The sequence below is a fragment of the Aerococcus urinaeequi genome (genome assembly GCF_001543205.1).
Taxonomy (GTDB): Bacteria; Bacillota; Bacilli; order Lactobacillales; family Aerococcaceae; genus Aerococcus; species Aerococcus urinaeequi.
Genome location: NZ_CP014162.1, coordinates 1570545 through 1587181 on the forward strand (window position 1 = coordinate 1570545; position 16637 = coordinate 1587181).

Sequence of the window (16637 nt, forward strand, 5' to 3'; positions counted from 1 at the left end):
ATCATGAAATATAAATGATAAAATATAATGAACTAAAGAGGTGGCAAATTTGAAACAAATTAATATTGGATTACTTGGTCTAGGTACAGTCGGTGGTGGCGTAGCCAAAATTATGCACGATCACGCACAAAAAATGTCAGATACGGAAGGTATTCAATACCAAGTAACGAAGATTTTTGTCCGCGATATTGAAAAATCAAAAGCGAAACATCCCGGATTACCAGAAAGCATTCAATTGACAACTGATTTCAATGATGTCATCAACGATCCTTCAATTGATATTGTCGTTGAAGCGATGGGTGGAACAACATTCGCAGCTGACTGTATTGAATCTGCTTTACGCGCTGGTAAACACATCGTAACTGCTAATAAGGACTTGGTGGCGATTAAACGCGGTTTAGATTTAATCCAATATGCCCAAGACCATCAATTAGACTTCTTATATGAAGCGGCAGTTGCTGGTGGTATTCCAATTTTAAACAGTTTACGTACGCCACTAGCGTCAGACAAGTTATTCTCTGTATCAGGTATTGTCAACGGGACAACGAATTACATTTTGACAAAAATGGTGGAACAAGGTCGTGGCTTCGATGAAGTCTTAGCGGAAGCCCAAGCTTTAGGTTTAGCAGAAGCAGACCCATCAGGCGATGTTGATGGTTTAGATGCAGCCCGTAAGATTGTAATCTTAACGAAAATGGCCTTTGGGGTGACTGTCGACTTGAACGAAATTCCAGTCAAAGGAATCCGTCATGTCACAGCTCGTGATATCCAAGTTGCTAGCTCATTAGGTTATGTGATCAAGCTAATTGGTCGTGCAAACTTTGTAGACGGTACTGTATACGCTGAAGTGGCGCCAACCTTAGTACCAAAAACCCATCCATTATCAACTGTTCGTAACGAAATGAATGCTGTCTTTACTGAGGGAGCAGCGACTGGCGAGATGATGTTCTACGGGCCAGGTGCCGGCGAATTACCTACAGGCGCTATGGTGGTTTCAGATATTATGGCCATTGGTCAACATATTCACACAGAAACGACTGGTCAACCATTTGCGAATTACAGTCAAGATGCCGCTTGGAAAAAGGCTGAAGATATCAAATCTGTCGGTTTCTTCCATTTTGAAACTGAAGACAAACAAGGGCAATTCATCAAGCTTGTCCAAATCTTTGACGATGCGAAAGTCAGCTTAGACAAGGTATTCCAAGAACCGTCATCTGACGATAAGACAGCGAAAATTGTGGTTGTCACTCATGAAATGTCACAAGCCCAATTACAACAAATCAATCAAGCCACACAAGATAGTCCTGAATTAAACCTGATTTCTTACTATTCTGTGTTGCCTGAAGCGAAGTAGGTGACCGATATGGTAGAAAAGGTACGTGTGAAAGTCCCGGCGACTTCAGCCAATATGGGACCCGGCTTTGATTCAATCGGTGTTGCCGTTAGCCTATATTTAACGGTGGATATTCTTAGCCCTAGTGAACAATGGCAAATTGACCATGACCTAGGCGAAGGGATTCCAACTGATGCATCCAACATGGTGATTGAAACAATTTTACGGTTCGCACCGGATGCCAAGCCCCACTATTTAAAAATGACTAGTGACATCCCGACAGCCCGTGGTTTAGGGTCATCATCTTCAGCCATTGTGGCGGGTATTGCCATTGCTGAAATTTTAGCTGGGGCTAATTGGTCAATGGATGAAAAGATTAACATGGCTAACGAAATCGAAGGGCACCCAGATAACATTGCGCCAGCTTTAGCGGGCGGGTTAGTAGTATCTGTAGCCATGGATTTAACCCATGTCTTGTGGACGAAGTCTTTATTAGAGGATGTGCATTTTATTGCGACCGTCCCTAACCGTGAGCTATTAACTAAACAAGCGAGAGCCGTTTTGCCGAAAGAATTGGTCTTTGCAGATGCAGTTCGAGCGAATGGTATTGGCAACGTCTTCGTCAGTAAGTTGTTAGAAGGGGACATTGAAGCAGTGGGTACCTTGATGGAAATGGACCAGCTGCATGAACCATTCCGGGCGCAATTAGTGCCAGAATTAGGTGAAATCCGCCAAGTTTTGTCAAGAGTTGACGGGGTTTACGGGACTTACCTATCAGGTGCCGGCCCAACTATTATGACCCTTGTCCAAGCTACTGCCTCAGATCAAATTGTTGAAGCAATCAGCCAATTAAATCTTGACGTACAGATAAAGACACTTGACTTTGCCTCAGATGGGGTTATAGTAGAGAATATGTGATTTTAGACGATTGATAATGTTACGAGCATGTCAGACTGATATGCTCGTAGCATTTTTTGTTGCTTTGCTTTTTGGAAAATGGCTACTATCCGCCAACTCGGCTTGCAGCATTTTGCCAAAAGTTTATACTTATGAAACATGCGGTGAACAGGCCTTTACATAAGTGAATCAAGGGGCCGCTTATGGTATACTATTCATGAAAATAAGGGAGGCCGGCATGAAAAAAGACTATTTTAAACCAACCTGGATGATAGAACGTATCTATCAATTGACACCTGATCAATTAGCCAAACATAATATCAAAGGCGTGATCACCGACCTAGATAACACCTTGATTGCATGGGATAACCCGGATGGGACACCGGAGCTGCGCGCTTGGTTACAAACCATGGAAGAAGCGGGGATACCTGTTGTCATCTTATCCAATAACCATCACGGCCGTGTGAAACGTGTTGCTGACCAGCTAGGGGTACTCTTTACCTCAGATGCTAAAAAACCTTCTCGTAGAGGATTTAGACGGGCCATTGACATGCTTGGTGTCAGCCAGGATGAAGTAGTCATTGTTGGTGACCAACTTTTAACCGATGTTTTTGGTGGTAACCGCCTAGGCATTCGCAGTATCTTGGTCATGCCATTAGTTGAAACAGACTTGGTATGGACCCTATTAAACCGTAAAATTGAAAAATTCTTATTCAAGAGAATTGAAAAGAAACATCCCGACTTGAAGTGGAGGAATAATATTGTCTAACGAAGAAACACTATATTGCGTTGGTTGTGGTGCTGAAATTCAGACTGACCAACCAGACAAACGCGGGTACACCCCGCAATCTGCCTACCAAAAAGGTATCGAATCAGGATTATTATACTGCCAACGTTGTTTTAAATTGCGTCATTATAATACCCTTGAGAAAGTATCGACATCTGCAGATGAATTTTTAGCCATCTTAAACACCCTTAGTGAAAAAGATGCCCTTATTGTTAACGTGATTGACATCTTTGACGTAGCAGGCTCTTTAATTAACGGCTTGAACCGTTTTGCAGGGTCTAACCCCATCCTAATGGTTGCCAACAAGATGGACGCCATTCCAAAGGCAGTGAAACACAACCGGATTGAAAATTGGTTGCGTAAATACTTGAAAGATAATGGGATTAAAATCGATGATTTAATCCTTACCTCAGCTAAAAAGCGGGCTAATATTGACGATTTATTAGCGAAAATCGATGAAATGCGTGATGGCCGTGATGTTTATGTGATTGGTATGGCTAATGTTGGTAAATCTTCATTGATTAACCGTATTCTTCAAGCCACGGGTGTTGAAGCGGACGTCATTACAACTAGTCAGTTCCCAGGAACGACTTTAGATTTAATCGATATTCCTTTTGACGATGCAAATGGTAATGAAGCTAGCTTAATTGATACACCTGGAATCATTAACCCAGGCCAGATGACCTCTATTTTAGAAGGAAAAGAATTGGTGGATGCTTTACCGAATAAAGAAATCAAACCTGTGACTTTCCAGCTGAATCCAGAACAAACATTGTTCTTTGGTGGCTTAGCCCGTCTTGATTTTATTGCTGGTGAACGGACGTCCTTCACGGTTTATATGTCTGGTCAGATAAAACCTCACCGTCGTAAATTAGAGGGTTCAGACGAATTTTACCAAGAACATCTTGGTGGGATTTTACAACCGCCTTACCCAGAAAATGAGGCCAATTTCCCAGGACTAGTCCGCAAAGAATTCTCAATCAAAACACCAACTGATATCGTATTTCCAGGTTTAGGCTGGGTTTCAGTAAGTGACCCAGTTCAAATTGCGGCTTACGTGCCAAAGGGTGTTGATATTATTACCAGAGAAAAATTAATCTAGATTTTAGTCGCTTTAAAAGTCGCATAGCATATCAGCTAGAGCAAAATCGGATTTGAGCCTGCAGAAATGGAAGGTAGGCTCTCGCACCTTGTTATGAAAGGAGACTATTCATTTTGAATAACAAACAAAAGAAATTTTTACGTAAAGAAGCCCATCATTTGAACCCCGTAGCCAACATTGGTAAAAACGGTTTATCAGAAGAATTTATGGTGCAAATTGATGAAGTCCTAGAAAAACGTGAGTTGATCAAGGTACATTTATTACAAAATACAGATGAAGAAACTAGTGAAGCGGCAACAGAAATCGCTGAGGCAGTAGATGCATTTGTTGTCCAAACAATTGGACGTGTGATTACTTTATACCGTCCTTCTTCTGAATCTAAGTATCAAGAAATCTCAGCGCAAGTAAAAGCTTTAGGCTAATTACAGGAGGCAAATTGTGGCAAAGGTATCATTTTTAGATCAAGAACATGTTCGTTTGATAAATGAACCAGAGACAGAATTAGCGTTTGAAGACAATCCCAATAAACGGATTGGTATTCTTGGGGGTACCTTTAACCCCATCCATAACGGTCATTTATTGATGGCTGAACAAGTCTATGACAAGCTGAAATTAGATGAAGTGTGGTTTATGCCAAACAAGAAGCCACCCCATTCGGAAACCAAAGAAACCTTAGACGACGCCTACCGGGTAGATATGATTGAATTGGCAATCCAAGACAATCCACATTTTAGTCTAGAAGCAATTGAACTCGACCGGGTAGGGAAATCTTATACGGTGGATACTATGGAGATTTTAACGGCCCTGTATCCAACTTATGAGTTCTATTTCATCATTGGGGCGGATATGATCGAAAACTTACCTAAATGGCATCGGATTGATGATTTGATTAAGATGGTGCATTTTGTAGGTGTTGGCCGTGAGGGTTATCAAAATGATACGGACTATCCATTGATTTTTGTAGACGCTGAAGGGATGACCGTGTCATCAACAGGGATCAGAAACTCGGTGGCAGAAAAAGCCTCTATCCGTTACCTGACACCAGGACCTGTTGTTGCCTACATTCAAGAAAAGGGGTTATATCAAGCACATGAAAGCTAGAGAATTAAATCCGGATCTGATTAATATTAAACGGGATGAACTTGAGAAATTACTGCAAGCTCGTTTAACCAACAAGCGGTATAAGCACGTCTTACGGGTGGAAGAAACAGCTATTGAACTAGCTGAACGATACCCTGAAGCGGACGTAGATAAGGCCAGTATAGCAGCCTTACTCCATGATTATGCTAAAGAGGATAGCGAAAACCACTTATCTGAGTTTAAAGACTATCCTGGATACGACCCAGAGTGGTTAAATTACGGATCTGCCATTTGGCACGGTCCATTAGCCGCTATGATCGCAAATACTCGATTTGGGGTCAATGATGAAGATATCTTACAGGCTGTTTGGTCCCATACTATAGGGAGCTATGACATGACTCTAGACCAAAACATCTTGTTTATCGCCGACTATATCGAACCAGGTCGTGACTTTAAGGGCGTTGAACAAGCACGAGATCTAGCCAAGACTGACTTAGATGCGGCAGTAGACTTTAAAATCAAACAATCTATTGTCCATTTGGTTGAATCAGGCCGTCAAGTATATCCAGAAACAATCGCCATCTACAATGATTGGGTTAAAAAATTTAGCAGCAAAAAAAGTAATAAAAACAAGTAATCAGAATAAAACTGCAATAATAAAGGAGTATTTATGACTAAAAAGAGTGAAATATTATTAGAAGCAATCGTTAGAGGTGCGGACGACCGCTTAGCGACAGATATCGTAGCCTTAGACGTTGCCAACACAACACCAATGGCTGACTATTTTGTCATCATGTCTGGTCGTAACGATCGTCAAGTTAAAGCCATTGTGGACGCTGTTGAAGACGCAATTGAAGAAGCAGGATTTTCAGTGAAGGGTATCGAAGGAAAAGACGGTAACCGTTGGATCTTAATCGATGCTTTCGATGTGATTGTACACGTATTTACAAGTGAAGAACGTGGTTTCTACAACTTAGAAAAAATGTGGGCTGAAGCACCATTAGTCAACGTTGAAGAATGGATTAGCTAAGGCGCAACCATGACAGAAAATCAACAACAATATGACGTATTCGCCGATGTCTACGAAATCTTGTTTGATGACAGTCTATACCTATCTTGGTTTACCTTCGCCACAGAAACCATGCAGGCCTTCGACAAATTCATAGAGGGCCAAGACTATTGGTTGGACCTTGGCGCAGGTGGCGGTCAATTCGCTATTTTGATGGCCCAAGCAGGTTATCCTATCAAGGGGCTAGACCTATCTGAAAAAATGGTCGCTGCAGCCAAAGCGAACGCTAAGGAAGCTAAGTTAGACCTTGAATTCTGGCAAGATGACATGACCACATTTGAATTAAGGGACCAAGCAGCAGTCATTTCCTGTTTCTGCGATACCTTTAATTATCTAGCGGACGCGAATGCGGTGAAAACTACTTTTACCCATATCTACCAGCAATTACAAGATGGTGGGATTTTCATGTTCGACGTTCATTCTATCCATCAAATAAATGACATCTATCCAGAAACATCCTTTGTCGTTGAATGGGATGACGCCGTATTTACCTGGACATCAGACCAGTTCCGTGGCGAAAATACCATCGACCATACCATTAACGTATTCGTTCAAAACACAGACGATAACAACTACCAACGGTTTGAAGAAATGCACTACGAACAGACCTTGCCTATTGAAGCTTACCAGGAAATTTTGACCCAAGTAGGCTTCAAGAACATCCGTGTCACAGCAGACTTTGGCCAAGACGCACCGGATGAGAGTTCTAAACGTATCTTCTTTTCAGCGCAGAAATAAGTAATGTAAACACTTTGAAAAAGGGGTGACCCTATGCAAGCTGTCGGAATTATTGCCGAATGGCATCCGTTCCATAACGGACACGCCCATCAGATCAAAAAAGCCAAATACCAGGCCGAGGCCGACCTTGTAATTGGCGTCATGTCTGGTAACTACGTTCAACGTGGGGAACCAAGCCTGGTATCCAAGTGGGCGCGGGCAGCCGTTGCTTTGGAGAACGGCTGTGATTTAGTGGTTGAGTTACCATTTTGGTTTGCTACCCAACCAGCTGACTACTTCGCTGAAGGCGGGGTAAAAGCTTTGGTGGCCCTTGGTGCATCAGCTATTTCTTTTGGGGTTGAAGACGACCACTTTTCTGATTATGAACAATTGGCCAAATGGATGATCGCCCACCCTGATCAAGTAGCGGCCGCTGACCAATATGTAGAGAATTTAGACAACCATTCTTTCGCTGAAAAACGGATTGCAGCTATTCAATATTTGCAGGCGACCCATCTAGAAATTACGGATTTAAAGGTCAACTTTAAAGAAAACGCCAATACCTTACTGGCTTTTGCTTATGCTAAGGTCAATGCTCAGCTACAGACGCCTTTAAAGATGGTGCCGGTCAAACGGATTGGGGACAACCATCGTTTAAATGCCTTAAATGAAGGCCAATTAGACCAAGACACTAGCCTTTATACGTCTGGGTCAGCCATACGTCACTACCTCTTTTCCAAAGATTTAAAGGGTCTTAAAGAGTCAAATGAATTGGAGAAGATGGTGCCTAGTGATATGGCTGAGGCTTTATGTAAGGCAGTTGAGGCGGACCTGCTGGTGTCGTGGACGGATTTATTTCCCTATCTGCGCTATCGTTTGTTGACGGCTTCTAACGGGGAGTTAGGGGGTATCTATCAGATGGTGGGTGGTATGGAAAATCGGATGGTTGAGGCGATCAAGCAAGTGGATAATTTTTATGATTTTGTGGACCGGGTGAAGAATCGGAATTGGTCGGCAAATCGGGTGCAAAGGACGGCTTTGATGGTGGCTTTGAATATTCAAAAAGATGAGATGCAGGCAGTGCTTTCACCTAGTCATCGACAGCCTTTGATGTTGCTTGGGGCGACTGAGAAGGGACGGGCTTATTTGAAGACGGTTAAGGCGGATTTGAGTGGGGCGGATAGTCTGTGGCAATTGGTGAGTCGTGTGGACCAGACGAGTGAAGAAAAATGGCCAATGTGGTTGAAGGTTGACCGGATGTATGAAATACTAAAACCACAAATTGATACACAAAATTTCAATCATCCGCCAATATTTACGAAATAAAAAAAGGAAAGGGAGCAGAGGAAAAATAGTTTACTTTTTGATGGAGACCTAGTAGTATGGGAAAGTACGTTTCATCCTGTAAATATGACAGTCAAAAAGTGATAATGAGTTTAATTTAATGACCTTGTCAAGGAAAAAACATTGACAAATAAGTTTAAACTTAGTATAATTTTTCTTGTTGCTTATTAGGTGGTCAATAATGAAATGGTCTATTCAAGAGTTGCGTCAAATCGCATCCCAACCAATGATGATTCAAGAATCAGTCGATATGAAAGAGCAAATGAAGGCAGTAATACCTGAGTTGATCGACATGTCACCTGTTTCAGTTGATGGTATGGTTCTCTATGAAGAACATACAGTATTGACACAATTACGATTAGCACTAAAAATGACGATGCCATCTACACGGTCTTTAGAGCCGGTAGTGCTGGATCTACAATTACCAGTTTCCGAACGTTTTCTTGAAGACGGTTGGGAGACAGATATTGTCGATGGAGAACACGTTGTTCAGTTATCTATGGATAGCTACACGTTAGATTTGCGAGAATCTATTCGTGACAACATTCTTCTAAATCTACCAATTCAGATTTTGACTGAAGAGGAAGAGGCTGACGATGCGTTTCCTGAAGGGAATGACTGGCGAGTTGTAAGCCAAACAGAGTTTGAAGCTGAACGTGATGAAGAGGAAGTTATTAATCCTGAATTCGCTAAACTTCAAGATTTGTTTAAAGATTCAGAATCGTCGGATGAAGCATAATTGATATTTAATTAGGAGGTGTAATGATGGCAGTACCAAAACGTAAAACGTCTAAACAAAGAAAAAACAAACGCCGTACACATTACAAGTTAGAAGTACCTGGAATGAACGCATGCCCTAACTGTGGTGAATTACGTAAATCTCACCATGTATGTGCAAACTGCGGTTTCTACGATGGTAAAGATGTAATGACTGACGCAGCAGCTGAATAATTTTATTTAGCGCAAGATTCATTGAGGATTACTGCATAGTTGATATGTGGGAAACTAAAATGTTTACTTTGATTATATATAATTAAAAGGGCATTAACCGCTTTTGGTTAGTGCCTTTTTTGTTTTCCTTTTTTAAAGGGAAAATCAATCTAGACATTTTTAGCCATCTTAGCTAGTATTAATGGATAACATACTTATGGTTGATATAGAAAATAAAGGAAAGGTTGACGATTATGGCTTTCAAATGGAGCGAAATACTGTTTTATCTACTACCCATCGTGAGCTTATTACTTGTAGGCACAGTAGGAAAACCTTACCTCTACTTTAACAAGCAGATTAAATTTGCACCGATTGATGTTGTTTTTCCTATTCTTTTGGTTTGCCTCCACTTTATCTCCAAGGATTTATTGTTCTTTTCAATTATTCCCCACTTAGTGGTTGTGATTTCCTTGTTGGCGATTGGTATTCTGGTTTGGCGATTTGTGAAAAACGAAGAAGTTATTGTTAAAAAATTCTACCGAATGCTTGTAAATATTGCTTTCTCCATTACTTTCATTACTTATGTGTTGGTAACCGTCTGCCGAATTATTCAAGTAGTGACAATGTAAACATTAGCTAGTCAACAATCTCTATTATGTAGAAATTTAAAATTCTTAAAAATATACAAAAAAGAAGTTTTGAACTTGTTAAAAACAGGTTCGAAGCTTCTTTTTTTTTTGAAAAAAACCCGCAACTACGCCTTTTCCACAAAAATTACAAAATTTTGGGGAAATGTGGTGAAAAGTGGGGAGATATGGTAGACTTAAACCAATAAAGGCTAAGGTTAGGCACATAGGGTGATAAATGATGTTGATGGGAGAATTCCAACATAATATTGACGCCAAAGGGCGAATCATCATTCCAGCTAAATTACGTGAGGACTTAGGCGCTAAGTTTGTGATTACGCGTGGTTTGGATGGGTGTGTTTTTGGCTATCCTTTAGAAAATTGGGAGAAAATTCAAGAGAAATTGAAACAATTACCGCTAGCTAAGAAAGAAGCACGTGCTTTTACACGATTTTTCTATTCTGCAGCGGCTGAAGCTGAAATTGATAAACAGGGTCGTATTAATATCCCATCAACCCTAGTAGACTATGCCAATCTTGAAAAAGAATGTTTGGTCTTAGGTGTTTCTGACCGTATTGAAATTTGGTCGAAAACAAAATGGGAAAGTGTTTCTTCTGAAATTGAAGAAAGCTTTGAAGAAATTGCGGAAGACATGTTAGATTTTGGCCTTTAATTAGAAAATTAAATGTAACAAATTTTGAAGAGATAAAGAATTATAGAAGAAGAGGATGGCAGAAGAATGGCAGATGAATTCCATCATATCTCAGTGTTGTTAAACGAATCAGTAGACGGATTGGCAATCAAACCCAACGGTATTTATGTTGATTGTACTTTGGGTGGTGCTGGACATAGTTCTAAAATCGCAGCAGCCCTATCTGACGAAGGTCGTTTAATCGCCTTTGATCAGGATTTAGTGGCCATTGGCAATGCCGAGAAAGTATTGGCAGCGGAAATTGAAAGTGGCAAAGTAACCCTTGTCCACAATAATTTCAGACATATCCAGTCAGAACTTGAAAAAATGGGTATTAGTGGTGTTGATGGTATCTTGTATGACCTTGGCGTGAGCTCACCGCAATTAGATGAGATTGAACGCGGATTTTCATACCACCAAGATGCACCATTAGACATGCGTATGGACCAAACCCAAGCATTAACAGCAGAAACCATCATTAATGAGTGGGATTTCAATGATCTTGTACGTATTTTTTACCGCTACGGAGAAGAAAAATTCTCTAAACAAATTGCCCGTAAAATCGAGCAAAGAAGAGCGGATCATCGTATTACGCGTACAGAGGAATTAGTGGACATTATTAAGGAAGCGATTCCGGCACCAGCACGTCGTAAGGGTGGCCATCCGGCTAAACGGATTTTCCAAGCAGTGCGTATTGCAGTCAACGATGAGTTAGGTGCGATTGAAGATTCATTAGAGCAAGCTTTGAATTTATTAAATATTGGTGGGCGAGTATCTACAATTTCCTTCCAATCATTAGAAGACCGCATTGTGAAACAAATGTTCAAGGATGCATCAACAGGCGAGGAATTACCGGCGAATTTACCGGTGATTAATGCGGATATTGAAGCCCCATTTAAATTGGTTAATAGAAAACCAATTTACGCCAGTGAAGAAGAATTGGCGCATAACTCACGCGCACAAAGTGCCAAGTTGCGCATAATCGAACGCATTAAATAGAACAATTGATAAAAGGCAGCCAACCAATAGAAGGGAGCAGTATTTATGGCAATATTTCTACTACAAGACCAAGTAAATATTAAAATGAATGCTATGCCAGCTGAAAAAGCTATTCCAAATATTCCGGCTTACCCTGAAGAACGTCAACAAGCACAACCAAAGCGGAATATGACTACTCTTCCGGCGAGTATACCGGCCAGTAAAAGTAGACCAAAAGTAAAATTCTCACTGATGCAAAAAATGTTGATGACAGTAGCCTTTCTATTTATGATTTCAGGACTATTAGGGGTTACCATTATGCGTGCTAACGTGAATGCAGCATCACAGCAGTTACAAGAAGTACAACAAAATGCAGAAGATTTAGGTGTTCAAAAAGAGAACTTAACTCAAGAAGTCCACGAATTATCTAACTACTCACGAGTGGTAGAAATCGCTGAAGAACAAGGGTTGAATATGAATGAAGAAAATATAAGGAATGTGGAATAATGAAAGACAGTAAAAAACTCAAAAAGAATCGCAAAAAAACAATTAGAGCGATGATGGGCTTGGCAGGTTTTTTACTACTCATATTTGGCATTCGTTTAACACAAATAATGGTTTTTGGGACTGTGAACGGTCAAGATTTATCGGAGCAGGCCCAAAACCTCTATGATAGAAGTAGCATATTGTCAGCACAACGTGGAACCATCTATGATGTAGGTGGAAATCCATTGGCAATGGATGCTACTTCTTATTCATTGTACGCTGTTTTAACGGATGAATGGTCTGAACCAGAGGACCCGCAATATGTAGTGGATAAGAAAAATACTGCTCAAGTCTTGTCGCAATATATCGACCTGACGGCTGATGAAATCTTAGAACGACTAAACACTCAAGATGCTTCTCAAGTAGAGTTTGGTACGGCAGGGCAAGACCTGACATACGCTGAGATGAAGGCTATTGACGACCAAAATCTACCAGGTATTATGTTTAATGAAACGCCAACTAGAATGTATCCAAACGGCGTCTTTGCCTCTCACTTAATTGGGTATGCTGAGTATATGGAAGCTGGCACTGCTATCGATAGTCGTTTAACCGGCCAAATGGGCTTGGAACTGTCTATGGATGGCATCCTAAAAGGTACCAATGGTCGTAAATCTTACCAATCAAGTTCGACCAATGTTGAGTTAAGTGGAACAGGTCAAGTGGAGGAAGAAACTACCGATGGGTCTGACGTATATTTAACCTTAGATTCACGACTACAAACTTATTTAGAAACTTTGATGACAGAGGTTTACGAAAAATATGAACCAACGTCAATGACAGTTATGCTAGTTGAACCAGAAACTGGAGAAATTGTTGCAGCATCACAAAGACCAACCTTCAACCTAGAAACAAAAGAAGGTATCGACGATATGTGGCAAAACTTACTAGTTGAAAAAGCTTATGAACCAGGATCTACGATTAAAGTATTGACGGTAGCAGCAGCCATTGAAGAAGGAGTATTTGACCCAGATTCATTCTACGATTCAAGTCCCGTAACTATGGGCGATTCAACGATTGCCGATTATAACGGAATTGGGTGGGGTGTGATTACCGAACTAGAGGGGTTATCACAATCATCAAATACCCTGATGATCCATTTAGTAAAAGAGATGGGTTATGACGTTTGGGAATCTTATATCCGTGAGTTCGGTCTACTGCAAGAAACGGGTTCAGGATTTGCCAACGAAGCAAGTGGGTCAATGAACTATGATTATGAAGCAGATAAAGTAACGACTGGTTTTGGACAAGGAATTTACGTAACACCTTATCAAATGATGCAAGCCTTCACCGCAATTGCTAACGACGGGAATATGATGAAATTACAACTGGTTAACCGTTATGAAGAAGATGGGACCATGCAAGTTGTTGAACCAGAAGTAGTTTCTTCACCAATTTCAAAAGAAACTGCCAATAAGACCCTTGAATACTTACAATCTGTTGTTTATGCAGATACAGGTACCGGGGCCGCTTATGACTTAGACGACTATACAGTATCTGCTAAGACAGGTACTGCTGAGGTCTTCAACCTTGAAACCAACACTTATGAAGCAGGTTTAACCAAATACTTATACTCTGTAGTTGGATTTGTCCCAAGTGAAGATCCGCAATATGTCCTTTATATCACAGCGGAACAACCGAAGAACTTGGAAACAACCGCAAGCGATATGATGACAGAAATTTATACACCACTATTAACTAGGGCCCTAGAATATAATGCCTTAGGTGATAGTGAGTCAGTTGTGACGGCAACCGTCCCTGATGTGTCAGGATTAACTGTCGGAGAGGCCCAACAAAACTTATCAGATGCTAGCTTCGTCAATGTAGAAGTGATTGGTGATGGGGAAAAAATCGTCAGCCAAACCCCTGCAGTAAACGAAGAAGTGTCTGTTACACAACCAATCTTCTTGATGTCTGATGATACAAATCCAACCATACCAGACTTTACCGGATTGAACGCGTCAGCTAGTCAAGCGTTAACTTCATTACTTGGTATTGAGGTAGAACTTGAGGGTGAAGGCGTCGTTGTTGGGCAGTCGATCGCAGTAGGTGAACAAGTCAATAACGATAAGACGATTGTGTTACAATTAGCTGAGTCATAAACACTTAAAAACAAGGAACATAAATCTACATTAACCTATAAATATAAGGGAAGAGAAAGGGAAAATTATGGTATTACTATTTATCACGACACTAGTGTTAACGCTAGTCGGTATGCCGTTTTTCATTCAATTTATGCGTGAAAAACAATTCGGACAAGTTACAAGAGATGAGGGACCCGCTTGGCATAAAGCCAAATCTGGTACCCCAGCAATGGGTGGGGTCGTTTTCCTATCCGCAGCCCTAGTCGGCTTATTGATCTGGTCTATTCTTACTGGGCAATGGCACAGTGAAGTTTGGTTGTTAGTTGGGACAATGATTTTCTTTGGTGGTATCGGATTTGCCGATGACTTCTTAAAGATTTTCAAGAAACAAAATGAAGGTTTAACTTCACTGCAAAAATTGATTTTACAAATTGTGGGTTCAGCGCTAATCGTATTATTAATGCGTGTGATTACCTTCCATGTGTCGATTCCATTTCCATTTACAACAGGCATTACAAACGTCTTATTCGTCTTCGTCTTCTTATTACTATGGATCACAGGATTTTCAAATGCCTTCAATTTAACGGACGGACTTGACGGCCTATCATCAGGTCTTGGTGTCATCTCATTCTCAACTTATGCACTGATTGCATTTAGAATGGGTGAACGCGGAATTGGGGCCTTCTGTATCGCTATCGTTGCCGGATTATTAGGCTTCCTATTTTTTAACCGCAAACCAGCTCGTATCTTCATGGGAGATGCCGGGTCACTAGCTCTAGGTGCTTTATTAGCTGTTATTTCAGTAATGTTAAGCAACCCTTGGTCATTACTATTGATTGGATTCGTATACGTAGTTGAAACAGCTTCAGTTATCATACAAGTCACTTCATTCAAATTGACCGGCAAACGTGTCTTCAAAATGTCACCAATCCACCATCACTTTGAAATGATTGGTTGGAGCGAGTGGAAGGTAGATATTATCTTTTGGGCAGTCGGTTTAGTCACAGCCATCATCGGCTTATTATTCTTTTAATTTAAATTTTTACTAAAGGGGAAATCATTATGGAAGCATCACAATGGCGCGAATCAGTTCGCAATAAAAAAATATTAGTACTCGGACTTGCAAAGACTGGTGTTTCAGTCGTGCAACATCTACAAGCACTGGGGGCAATTGTTACTGTCAACGACTTTAAACCCCTTGAAGAAAATAAAGATGCCCAATCCCTTATCGAGGAAAATAATGCCCGTGTTGTTGCTGGCGGTCATCCCGTATCACTATTAGACGAAGACTTCGCCTTTATGGTTAAGAACCCAGGTATTCCTTATAGCAACCCAATGGTCGTTCGCGCGCAAGAAATTGCCCTACCCGTCTATACCGACATCGAACTTGCAGATAAGATGACCGATGCCACAATCATTGGTATCACTGGTTCTAACGGTAAAACAACAACTACTAGCCTAGTTGGCGAAATGTTAGGGAAAGCAGATTCACTTGCAGGTGAAAGCTATATTGGGGGGAACATTGGGATTCCTTCATTAGACATCGCTTCAAAAGCTGAAGCAGATGACCGGTTGATTTTAGAATTATCTTCCTTCCAATTAATGGGGACAGATGCATTTAAACCACATATTGCAGCCATTACCAATATTTACGCTGCCCATTTAGACTATCATGGTTCAATGGACGGTTATATTTCTGCAAAATGGCAAATCACTGCCAACCAAACTGTAGATGACTTCTTGATTTTAAATGCCGACCAAATGGACGTATTTGGCGACCGAGCGACAAAAGCAACAGTTGTGCCTTTTTCAGCGACCACTATTCAACCTGACGGTGCTTGGTTTGACCAAGATAGCCAAAACTTTATGTGGCATGATGAAATTGTCTTCAATAGAAAAGATTTCTTCCTACCAGGACACCACAACTTAGAAAATATGCTAGTGGCCGTTGCTATTGGTAAATTACTAAGAATTTCAAACGAAGAAATCAAAAACGGCGTATCTGCCTTCCACGGCGTGAAACACCGCCTACAGTTTGTTGCCGAAATCGACGGTCGTCGTTTCTACAATGATTCAAAAGCGACAAATAACGATGCCTCCATTACAGCCCTTGATTCATTCAGTCAAAAACATGACAATGTCATTTGGTTAGCGGGCGGTTTAGACCGAGGGAATGAAGTGACTGAATTAGCAGATCATATGGACCGTGTGAAAGGTATGGTTGTATTCGGACAAGCAGCAGATAAATTTGCTGACCTAGGACAAAGTCAAGGTTTAACAGAAATTGAAAAAGTAGAATGGATCGAAGAAGCTGTTAAAGCAGCCTTTGACATGTCAGCACCTGGTGACACCATTCTATTGTCACCAGCTTCAGCTTCTTGGGACCAATATCCAAACTTTGAAGTCCGTGGTGACCGTTATATCAAAGCGATTGAAGACTTAGGTAAATAAATTAA

The 16637-nt window shown here is 40.9% G+C and carries 19 protein-coding genes; all 19 read left to right on the forward strand.

The window, feature by feature from the left end; translation table 11 throughout:
* The first annotated feature begins 40 nt into the window (after positions 1–40).
* Positions 41–1354: a homoserine dehydrogenase gene (locus AWM74_RS07235; protein ID WP_051218141.1), complete on the forward strand. Its 1314-nt coding sequence runs from the start codon at positions 41–43 to the stop codon at positions 1352–1354.
* A 9-nt stretch (positions 1355–1363) separates the two neighbouring features.
* Complete coding sequence (gene thrB / locus AWM74_RS07240; protein ID WP_026465406.1) at positions 1364–2251, forward strand: homoserine kinase; 888 nt, start codon at positions 1364–1366, stop codon at positions 2249–2251.
* A 217-nt stretch (positions 2252–2468) separates the two neighbouring features.
* Complete coding sequence (locus tag AWM74_RS07245) at positions 2469–2999, forward strand: YqeG family HAD IIIA-type phosphatase (protein ID WP_026465405.1); 531 nt, start codon at positions 2469–2471, stop codon at positions 2997–2999.
* On the forward strand, positions 2992–4119 hold the full coding sequence (gene yqeH, locus AWM74_RS07250; RefSeq protein ID WP_016897678.1) for a ribosome biogenesis GTPase YqeH: 1128 nt from the start codon (positions 2992–2994) through the stop codon (positions 4117–4119). Before AWM74_RS07245 ends, yqeH begins: the two co-directional genes overlap by 8 nt.
* Positions 4120–4232: 113 nt before the next feature.
* Complete coding sequence (gene yhbY, locus AWM74_RS07255; protein WP_016897677.1) at positions 4233–4541, forward strand: ribosome assembly RNA-binding protein YhbY; 309 nt, start codon at positions 4233–4235, stop codon at positions 4539–4541.
* 16 nt (positions 4542–4557) lie between these two features.
* Positions 4558–5220 (forward strand): nicotinate-nucleotide adenylyltransferase, encoded by a 663-nt coding sequence (locus tag AWM74_RS07260; protein WP_016897676.1) that lies wholly within the window; start codon positions 4558–4560, stop codon positions 5218–5220.
* Positions 5210–5836: a bis(5'-nucleosyl)-tetraphosphatase (symmetrical) YqeK gene (yqeK, locus tag AWM74_RS07265; protein ID WP_026465403.1), complete on the forward strand. Its 627-nt coding sequence runs from the start codon at positions 5210–5212 to the stop codon at positions 5834–5836. The genes AWM74_RS07260 and yqeK overlap by 11 nt, the downstream gene beginning before the upstream one ends.
* Before the next feature lie 33 nt (positions 5837–5869).
* On the forward strand, positions 5870–6229 hold the full coding sequence (gene rsfS, locus AWM74_RS07270) for a ribosome silencing factor (RefSeq protein ID WP_016897674.1): 360 nt from the start codon (positions 5870–5872) through the stop codon (positions 6227–6229).
* A 9-nt stretch (positions 6230–6238) separates the two neighbouring features.
* A complete protein-coding gene (locus AWM74_RS07275; protein ID WP_026465402.1) occupies positions 6239–7006 on the forward strand; it encodes a class I SAM-dependent DNA methyltransferase in 768 nt (255 codons plus the stop codon).
* 33 nt (positions 7007–7039) lie between these two features.
* Complete coding sequence (locus AWM74_RS07280) at positions 7040–8311, forward strand: nucleotidyltransferase family protein (protein WP_026465401.1); 1272 nt, start codon at positions 7040–7042, stop codon at positions 8309–8311.
* A gap of 199 nt (positions 8312–8510) precedes the next feature.
* Positions 8511–9068: a YceD family protein gene (locus tag AWM74_RS07285; protein WP_026465400.1), complete on the forward strand. Its 558-nt coding sequence runs from the start codon at positions 8511–8513 to the stop codon at positions 9066–9068.
* Positions 9069–9094: 26 nt separating this feature from the next.
* Positions 9095–9280 carry a 50S ribosomal protein L32 gene (gene rpmF, locus AWM74_RS07290; RefSeq protein ID WP_016897670.1) on the forward strand — a complete coding sequence of 62 codons (186 nt, stop codon included), beginning with the start codon at positions 9095–9097 and terminating at the stop codon, positions 9278–9280.
* Between the two features lie 233 nt (positions 9281–9513).
* On the forward strand, positions 9514–9888 hold the full coding sequence (locus AWM74_RS07295; RefSeq protein ID WP_026465399.1) for a DUF3397 family protein: 375 nt from the start codon (positions 9514–9516) through the stop codon (positions 9886–9888).
* 238 nt (positions 9889–10126) lie between these two features.
* The gene (gene mraZ, locus AWM74_RS07300) at positions 10127–10558 is read left to right on the forward strand and encodes a division/cell wall cluster transcriptional repressor MraZ (protein WP_016897668.1); all 432 of its coding nucleotides are present in this window, start codon (positions 10127–10129) and stop codon (positions 10556–10558) included.
* Positions 10559–10624: 66 nt separating this feature from the next.
* On the forward strand, positions 10625–11575 hold the full coding sequence (gene rsmH, locus AWM74_RS07305) for a 16S rRNA (cytosine(1402)-N(4))-methyltransferase RsmH (protein WP_026465398.1): 951 nt from the start codon (positions 10625–10627) through the stop codon (positions 11573–11575).
* A gap of 45 nt (positions 11576–11620) precedes the next feature.
* Positions 11621–12061: a cell division protein FtsL gene (gene ftsL / locus AWM74_RS07310; protein WP_026465397.1), complete on the forward strand. Its 441-nt coding sequence runs from the start codon at positions 11621–11623 to the stop codon at positions 12059–12061.
* The gene (locus AWM74_RS07315) at positions 12061–14199 is read left to right on the forward strand and encodes a penicillin-binding protein (protein WP_026465396.1); all 2139 of its coding nucleotides are present in this window, start codon (positions 12061–12063) and stop codon (positions 14197–14199) included. Before ftsL ends, AWM74_RS07315 begins: the two co-directional genes overlap by 1 nt.
* Positions 14200–14266: 67 nt before the next feature.
* A complete protein-coding gene (gene mraY, locus AWM74_RS07320) occupies positions 14267–15214 on the forward strand; it encodes a phospho-N-acetylmuramoyl-pentapeptide-transferase (RefSeq protein WP_016897664.1) in 948 nt (315 codons plus the stop codon).
* Between the two features lie 29 nt (positions 15215–15243).
* Positions 15244–16632 carry a UDP-N-acetylmuramoyl-L-alanine--D-glutamate ligase gene (murD, locus tag AWM74_RS07325; RefSeq protein ID WP_026465395.1) on the forward strand — a complete coding sequence of 463 codons (1389 nt, stop codon included), beginning with the start codon at positions 15244–15246 and terminating at the stop codon, positions 16630–16632.
* The last annotated feature ends 5 nt before the right edge of the window (positions 16633–16637 follow it).